We start from the raw sequence: 8,104 nt of genomic DNA, 5'->3' as shown, positions 1-8,104 counted from the left end.
GTGGCGCGCATTATAGCGTTCTCTCCGACCTTGGCAAGCTGTTTTTTGAATTTCTTTTTCAGGGAAAACCCTTTGGAAATCAATAACTTATCTTGCCGTCCCCGCCGCCTCTGCAGCGGTGAGGGCGCGAACTATACGTAGACCACCCAGGCCGTGCAAGCGTTTTCTCGCAATTATTTTGAAACACATTACCAACCCAAAAATTGAGCCAAAAGTACGTCTTGATTGCGCACTTAAGAGAATATTTTTCTAGGGAGAATTCCAGGTTGCATTATTAGGGAACACCAGCCGCCTACGAACGGCTGATCTCAGCTTGCAACGCCCTAGGCCCAGAGGCGAATGCCAATCAGCCCATAGCTCAAAAGGTAAATATTCACTGCGGCATTCAGGAGGATCAGAGCGACCGAAAGTCCTTTGCCGACCCCAGTTACGGTTGTTTTGCGGTATTGCCACCAGACCCTGAGGCTCCAGAGTGCGCCCAGGAAAAACAGGATCGTGCCCAAAAAGACCAGCAACGAGGGAAGCGTGATCGAAGCTGCCATCACATAGGGCTCGCTACTGTTGCGGATCGACCATAATCCCACAATGGATAGAAACAGCCCCGCCACCGTGAACATGGGCCAGCTGCGAAGCTGCACGTCCGCCCTAGCCAGGCGGCGCCCAGCGAGCTGGCGCGGCAGCCAGAAAATCAGGTATACGGCACACAGCAACAGGCACAGCGGCCAGGCTACCATCAGTATCATTGGACCTATTGCCTGAATAAAGCCTACTTTCTTCAGTGTTATGGGTCCGTAATAGAGTACCGAGCCCGCAACCGGCTCCTCGCCGAGCACGAGAGCCACGCGACCAGTATCCGGTTGCACGAATTTGCCCTCGCCGCTCGACAGCAACCTTTGTGGTTTGCCACCCACTATCGATGACAGCGCAATACTCTGCTCATCAGCAGAAAGTTTCCAGGGCATCAAACTGGCCATGATCTGATCTCTTTCCGCGATGGGGCTTATCACCCGGTAGTAACCGCCAATTGTCGAGGGCACCTCTCCACCCACGTTTGTGACAGTGTGTGATGCAGGACGGGGGTTTGCCGCCGCGTAACTGGCAAGCAGTTTATGAATCTGTGCTGCGGCGGGGCCATCGCTATTAGTGAGGACAATATGACCAAGCGCTCCTTCCGGTTGGTACGCAATTAAAGCGCTTGTGCCGGGCAAGGACCCTTCATGCCCGTAATACACCAGTCCGTCATGATGAAACGACGTAACCCCAACCCCCCAACCGATTTCCAGTCCCGCTGCTGCAGCGCTGGATCCTGTTGGGGCTTCCATCGTGCGCACGCTGTTCCCATCCAGTATTTCACCGCCCGCAACACTGTCCGGCTCCTGCATAAAGCGGACGAACTGAATCATATCCTGCAGGCTGGAATGCAACCCGCCAGCCGCGCGGTTTGGTAGGTGCCAATAAGTCAGCTCCCTGTGGCCGTGGTACATAGATGCGGCACTGCTGCGATACTGATCGTCGTAGTAGTAACCGCTGCGCGCCATACCCAAGGGGTCGAAGAACTGCTCCTCAATGTAAGCCTCAAACCCTGTGCCGGTTATTTTCTCGACGATGTAAGCCGCGACCATCGGTCCGGTATTGTTGTACGCGCTACGGGTGCCAGGTACCCAGCGGGAGTGCCTGGAGTGCGGATGTCGCTTGAGTGTATCGCCGATCGATGGCGGCTCACCTGATTGCCCCACCAGCTCCGGTGCATGAGGCGCATCCCAGCCGGTGCCGTGATTGAGCAGGTGCACCAGGCGCACAGGGTGCTCTTTTTCCCAAGGGTTATCGAACTCCACCTCCGGCGCGAGATCCCCAAGGCGGTCATCCAGTGACAGCTTGCCATCCGCCACCAGTTTCATGGTTGCCAGCCCCACAAACATCTTGGAAATCGAGCCGACACGGAAAATGGTGTCCGGCGTTACCTGCTCCCTGTGCTCAATGTTTTTCAGACCGGGTGTATATCGCCATACGCGGCCGTCCGGCTCAAATAACGCCACGGCTGCACCAGGCGTGCGGGTGCGCTGCAGTATCCCGTCTATTTCCTTTTCGAGTTGTTGGTACCCTGCCCCATTTGTTGTTGGCGGGATCTCTTGTGTATGTGCACTATTGATGGCCAAGAGTGCGATAGAGATTATGCTGATCAGTTTTCGGAACATCGAACCTCCCCTTTCATTGATTTGGCGCCGGTCCCGGTTCGCCCTGGAGCGCAGCAGCTGTGATTTAATGCCGTATCAATAAAGGGGCGATCGCATGCTCTCAAAGGAAGATTCATGACGACTTGTGACCGTCTGCCCCAGCGGCTGTTCATATCCAGTCACACGTCGTGATCCATTGAACTAATAAAAAAACGGAGCCGAAGCGCAGTGCCAGAGAGCTATCAGGTAGGTGAATTTTTATACGATAGCCAACGCGGAATTTTGACTAGGGATGGTGACGACAGACGAGTCGAGCCTCAGGTCAATGCACTGCTGAAGCTTTTGGTTGAGCACGCGGGAACAACGCTCAAACGGGATATGATCAATGCGCATATCTGGTCGGACCGTGTGGTGGGCGACGACGCGCTGCGGGCAACAATCAGAAAACTGCGCGAAGCACTGGGGGACAGCGCCAAGGCCCCCCGCTATATCCGTACCGACCCCCTGAAGGGCTATACGCTCATTGCGACCGTCAGCACTAAGCGAGCCCCCACTCCGGAATCCAAATTATTGCAACGCCACCGGTGGGCGATCGCGCTTGCAGGACTCGCCGTTCTGGCGGCGGTGGTGACACTCGTAGCCTTCCCGTTCGGGGTGCACAAAGACAGTCCGCCCAAGGTCGAGCTGCTTACCAGGATGAATGGATCTGAGGTTAGCCCGGACTATAGTCCTGCAGGCAACCGGCTGTTGTTCTCCCACCGCGCCAACAAGGATGACTACCTGCAGCTCTATGTAAAAGATCTGCAGACCCGGCAAGTACAGCGATTGACCTGGGAACCTGCGGATTACGCCAGCGCACTCTGGTCCCCGGATGGAAAACAGATCGTTTATTCGCGCAGTGCCGGCGAAGAATTACAGCACTTCCTTGCTAATTTCGATCCCGACCAGGGGATACTCCATGAACAGCCGCTACCGGCGAACGACAATAAAAAGAGCTATCTTCTAGCCTGGTCTCGCGATGGGAAATCCATCTATATCAAGGACAAGGCTGATCCGGCTTTGCCGTTTGGTATCTCAAAGCTTGATCTTGAATCCGGCAAGCTAATCACGGTGACCGCACCCAGCGTACGTGGCCGTGGAGATTTCTTCGCCCGCGAATCAGCAAATGGAAAAATGCTGGCGCTATTACGAGAGGTCGAGCGCGGCAAGCAGGAACTGTTGATCATGGATATAGGGACCGGCAGCCTTTTGCATACCAGGATCCTGCTACAACCGGCAGACCGATTCGCCTGGGCGGGCGACGATGCCAGCCTGGTCCTCTCCAACTTCTCCGGTGAGATACAGGAATTCGAGCTGCAGTCCGATCAACTCACCATCCGTGCCGCACTGGATGGCGGTATCAACGATATATTTTTCCACTGTGGCGATCAGTGCCTGCTCATGCGGCAACACAACGGGAACTTCCTCGATCTGCAGGAGCAACCCAATCCATTTGAACATCGTCCACTAATGGCATCGCGGATTCTCGACTTACCCGGTGCAGAAGATTTTCCCATCTTCAATCGGGATGAGTCTGGGGTCTATTTTGTCACCAGGGATCATACCGGCACATCTGTGCGCTACATGGACAAGCTCGGCGAGGCGCGAGCACTTTTCAACTTGCCTGCCGGTGCGGAACTCGGATCGCTGCAGCTGGATGCCAAGGGTGAACATCTCGCGGGCTTGCTGGAAGGGCGGGTTTTCCTGTTCAACCTCGCTCACGGTGAAATGGTCTACCTGACCAGCGGTGCCGAACTCGCCGGGTTCCCCTACTGGTCGCGGGATGGCAACGGTTTGCTGTTTTCCAAAACCGAAAGCGGCAACCCCACTATTTACCGCTATTCGCTGGCCTCGGGCGCAGTGGAACCGGTGGTACAGGATTACATCGCGAGTGTGGAAATAGACCGGGAGAATTCCATTCAGGCGGATGCGCGTAATAACGCCTGGCTGGTTACCCACAATAAAAATCCAGAATTGCTGGCAACGCTCGCCTCCACCTCTCCCAACCGCTGGCAAGTACACGGCGACTGGCTGTACTTCACCGAACACGAAGGTAATCTCGCGGTGATGCAACGGGTGAATTTGAAGACCGGAGTTCGCGAACGACGGGAACTTGCCAGAAATCGCTTCCGCCTCAACTTTGACCTGAATGCCCACGGTGATCGGGTATTGTTTGTGAAGTCCCTGCTGGCGGAGAGTAATCTTGTAAAAGTAACCTGGTAAAGGTCACTTTGAATCCATAAACATTGAATCAATAAAAAAGGCGCGGCGGATTTCTCCGCTGCGCCTTTTTTCACCAGCTCGCTTAAGCCTGTTCTACGGTCTGCTCGATACGCCCGAAGATAGACTGACCTTTGTCATCCAGCATCTCGATCGCGATCTTGTCACCGAACTGCATGAACGCCGTGCTCGGCTTGCCTTCCTGGATGGTTTCGATCATGCGAATCTCGGCGATACAGCTATAACCAACACCGCCTTCCACCACAGGCTTGCCAGGGCCGCCGTCGAGCTTGTTGGACACGGTACCGGAACCGATGATGGTACCGGCGCCCAGCGGACGTGTCTTGGCCGCGTGGGCAATCAGCTGGCCGAAGTGGAAGGTCATGTCGATGCCCGCATTGGGTTCACCGAACTTTTCACCGTTCAGCTCGGACACCAGTGGCAGATGCAGCTTGCCCGCCTGCCAGTGCTCACCCAGCTGTGCCGGAGTGACACACACCGGAGAGAAGGCGCTGGACGGCTTGGACTGGTAGAAGCCGAAGCCCTTGGCGAGTTCATTCGGAATCAGGCCGCGCAGGGACACGTCGTTCACCAGCATCACCAGAAGAATGTAGCCGAGGGCATCTTCCGGGGAAACGCCCATGGGCACGTCGTCGGTAATCACCGCGATTTCCGCTTCGAAGTCGATGCCAAAGCCTTCGCTCTGCGGCATCTTTACCGGCTCACGCGGCGCCAGGAAGGTATCGGAACCGCCCTGGTACATCAGCGGGTCGGTCCAGAAGCTTTCCGGCATTTCCGCGTTGCGCGCCTTGCGCACCAGCTCGACATGGTTGACGTAGGCACTGCCGTCCGCCCAGTGGTAAGCGCGGGGCAGTGGCGAGTGGCACTGGGTCTGATCGAAGGCTTCACCCGCGATGTCACCACTGTTGAGTTTTGCGTGCAGTTCTTCCAGCTGTGCGGACTTTTCCGCCCAGTTGTCCAATGCGTTCTGCAGCGTCGGGGCAATTTCAGCCGCAGACGCCATGCGGGTCAGGTCATCGCTGACCACCACAAGATGGCCGTCGCGGCCGGATTTCAGGCTGGCTAACTTCACTGTGCCTTCCTCTTGTTCATTTCACGATCCGCTGGGGGCTCAGGGATCTAAAGGTTTGAATTCTTGGTCGCCGTGCATCCACGCCGCATGGCGCGGGGCCTTCTTGGTGCGCGCCCACTCGTCCAGCATGTCTTCCGCCACCCGCTTGAGCTCCTTGTGCATACCTGGCTTTGCGGTGTTCGCGGCCAGCTCAATGCGGTGCCCGTTGGGGTCGAAGAAGTAGATGGACTTGAAAATGGTGTGGTCGGTGGGGCCGAGCACATCGATACCGGCATCCTCGAGCTTCTGCTTCATCGCCAGCAGCTCGTCCATGCTCTCCACTTCCAGTGCGATGTGCTGCACCCACTGCGGGGTATTTTCATCGCGGCCCATATCCGGGGAATTGGGCAGCTCGAAAAACGCCAGTACATTGCCCTGCCCTGCATTGAGAAATACATGCATGTAGGGATCCGGTGCCCCGGTAGAGGGCACCTTGTCTTCGGCGATGGCGAGCTGAAACTCCATGCCGAGGAGATCGCGATAAAACTCGACGGTCTCCTTGGCATCGCGGCAGCGGTAGGCCACGTGGTGAATACGTTGAATTGCCATTGCAGGCCTCCAGTGCGCTGCCGATCAGGCCGCGTCTTCTTTGCCTTTGCCGCCGATCACACCGCGCTGCAGCTGGTCGCGCTCGATGGACTCGAACAGTGCCTTGAAGTTGCCTTCACCGAAGCCCTCATCCTCTTTGCGCTGGATGAACTCGAAGAACACCGGACCGAGCATGTTGGCGGAGAAAATCTGCAGCAGCAGGCGCGGCTGGCCACCTTCGGTGGTACCGTCCAGCAGGATGCCGCGGGATTTCAGTTCTGCGGTGGGCTCACCGTGGCCCGGCAGGCGCTCTTCCAGCATTTCGTAATACGTTTCGGGCGGCGGGGTCATAAACTGCATGCCCTGCGCCTTCAGGCGGTCCCAGCAGGCGACCAGGTCGTCACAGGCAAACGCGATGTGCTGGATGCCCTCGCCGTTGTACTTCATCAGGAACTCTTCGATCTGGCCGCCGCCACCGGCCGCCTCTTCGTTCAGCGGGATACGGATCTTGCCGTCCGGCGCGGTCATGGCCTTGGACAGCAGGCCGGTGTATTCGCCCTTGATGTCGAAGTAACGGATCTCGCGGAAGTTGAACAGGTCTTCGTAATACTTGGCCCAGTAGTCCATGCGGCCGCGATACACGTTGTGAGTCAGGTGATCCAGGGTGTGGAAGCCACAGCCCTGCGGGTGCTTGTCGACACCTTCCAGCCAGTGGAAGTCGATATCGTAGATGGTCTCGCCTTCTTTATAACGGTCGATCAGGTAAAGAGTGGCACCGCCGATACCCTTGATGGCGGGCAGACGCAGTTCCATCGGGCCGGTTTCCACGTTTACCGGTTGCGCGCCCTTCTTGATCGCCTCGTTATAGGCAAAGGTGGCGTCTTTTACACGGAACGCCAGACCACAGGCGGATGGGCCGTGCTCGCGGGCGTAGTAGTCGGCGTGACTGCCCGGCTCGTAGTTGGTGATGAAGTTGATGTCGCCCTGGCGCCACAGTTCCACGTCTTTGGTGCGGTGACGAGCCACTTTGGTGAAGCCCATGGCCGCGAACACGGTTTCCAGGACGCCTTTCTCCGGTGCGGTGAATTCAACGAACTCGAAGCCGTCCAGGCCCATGGGGTTCTCAAACAAATCGGCCATGTGATCCTCCTAATAAGGGGTTTTTTATAGGACCTGCGACACCGCTTGTGGCAGCGGAGGTCATCTTGGTTTCAGGTGCAACGAATTTAGTTACGCGTGTAACCAATGTCAAGGACTGTGCAGCCGGGGCTAACTAGTAATAGGGCGGGGGACGGGGGTCGCAGAGAAAATTGGTGACCGGATAAGAGGTCGCAGTGCCAGTAATACCGACGGGATAAGAGGTGGACACATCACCGGGCCATCTGGGTGGCCCGGTGATATCAACAGAGAATCAGAGTTGGGGTTCGGTCATTTTGCTGAAGTCGCCAACACCGGCCTCCTTCAGCAGTGAGTCCACCAGCGGCGCCATGGCGCGGTGCTTGAGGGCACTGCCCACCAGGGCTTCCGGCAGGCTCTGGCCCCTGGATTCTCCATCGCTGTCGAGGATGCCGCCACTGGCGCGGCCGTCGATACCGTTGAGGCCTTCCACGGAAATGATCTTCATGCCTTCGATCTTCTCCATCGGGCGCACGCTTTCGCGGATGATATTCGGCAGCGCATCGTGCAGGCTGAGGATGCGCTTGAGGGCAATCTGCGCGTCACTCAGGCTGTTCAAAGCCTCGTTCATCAGGCGCTGACCTTCCGCGTCCACCGCATATTTCTCGCGATCTGCTTCCACACGGATACGCACCGCCTCGGCCTCTGCGGATGCCTGCAGGCGCAGGGCCTCGGCCTTGTCTTCTGCCGCGGCTTTTTCCGCTTCTGCGGCTACCTTGATGGCAGTGGCCTGACGCTCGGCCTCCTTCTGCGCCTCAATGATTTCGATGCGCTTGTCACGCTCGGCGACTTCCACATCCTTGGCGGTGCGCACCTGCTCCTCCGCCTTCACCGC

At 57.2% G+C, this 8,104-nt stretch carries 6 protein-coding genes; 1 reads left to right on the top strand and 5 read right to left on the bottom strand.

Annotated elements, in window-relative coordinates; translation table 11 throughout:
* Positions 1–323 precede the first annotated feature (323 nt).
* Positions 324–2,195, bottom strand: a complete 1,872-nt coding sequence (locus VIL80_RS09875; protein ID WP_332035945.1) for a serine hydrolase domain-containing protein — start codon at positions 2,193–2,195, stop codon at positions 324–326.
* 207 nt (positions 2,196–2,402) lie between these two features.
* On the opposite strand from VIL80_RS09875, the gene VIL80_RS09870 reads away from it, so the two are divergent.
* Positions 2,403–4,436 carry a winged helix-turn-helix domain-containing protein gene (locus tag VIL80_RS09870; protein WP_332035944.1) on the top strand — a complete coding sequence of 678 codons (2,034 nt, stop codon included), beginning with the start codon at positions 2,403–2,405 and terminating at the stop codon, positions 4,434–4,436.
* An 82-nt stretch (positions 4,437–4,518) separates the two neighbouring features.
* Here the strand turns inward: VIL80_RS09870 and VIL80_RS09865 are convergent, their stop codons facing one another.
* From VIL80_RS09865 to VIL80_RS09850, 4 genes are all read right to left on the bottom strand, one after another.
* Complete coding sequence (locus VIL80_RS09865) at positions 4,519–5,526, bottom strand: fumarylacetoacetate hydrolase family protein (RefSeq protein WP_332035943.1); 1,008 nt, start codon at positions 5,524–5,526, stop codon at positions 4,519–4,521.
* A gap of 39 nt (positions 5,527–5,565) precedes the next feature.
* Positions 5,566–6,114, bottom strand: a complete 549-nt coding sequence (locus VIL80_RS09860) for a VOC family protein (protein WP_332035942.1) — start codon at positions 6,112–6,114, stop codon at positions 5,566–5,568.
* A gap of 24 nt (positions 6,115–6,138) precedes the next feature.
* A complete protein-coding gene (gene hppD, locus VIL80_RS09855) occupies positions 6,139–7,233 on the bottom strand; it encodes a 4-hydroxyphenylpyruvate dioxygenase (protein WP_332035941.1) in 1,095 nt (364 codons plus the stop codon).
* A 271-nt stretch (positions 7,234–7,504) separates the two neighbouring features.
* On the bottom strand, positions 7,505–8,104 hold a 600-nt coding region (locus VIL80_RS09850), incomplete at its 5' end, for a flotillin domain-containing protein (RefSeq protein ID WP_332035940.1).

This window comes from Microbulbifer sp. (assembly GCF_036563125.1).
GTDB lineage: Bacteria > Pseudomonadota > Gammaproteobacteria > Pseudomonadales > Cellvibrionaceae > Microbulbifer.
Note: the sequence above shows the minus strand (reverse complement) of the source record. Positions and strands in the feature narration are given on the sequence as shown.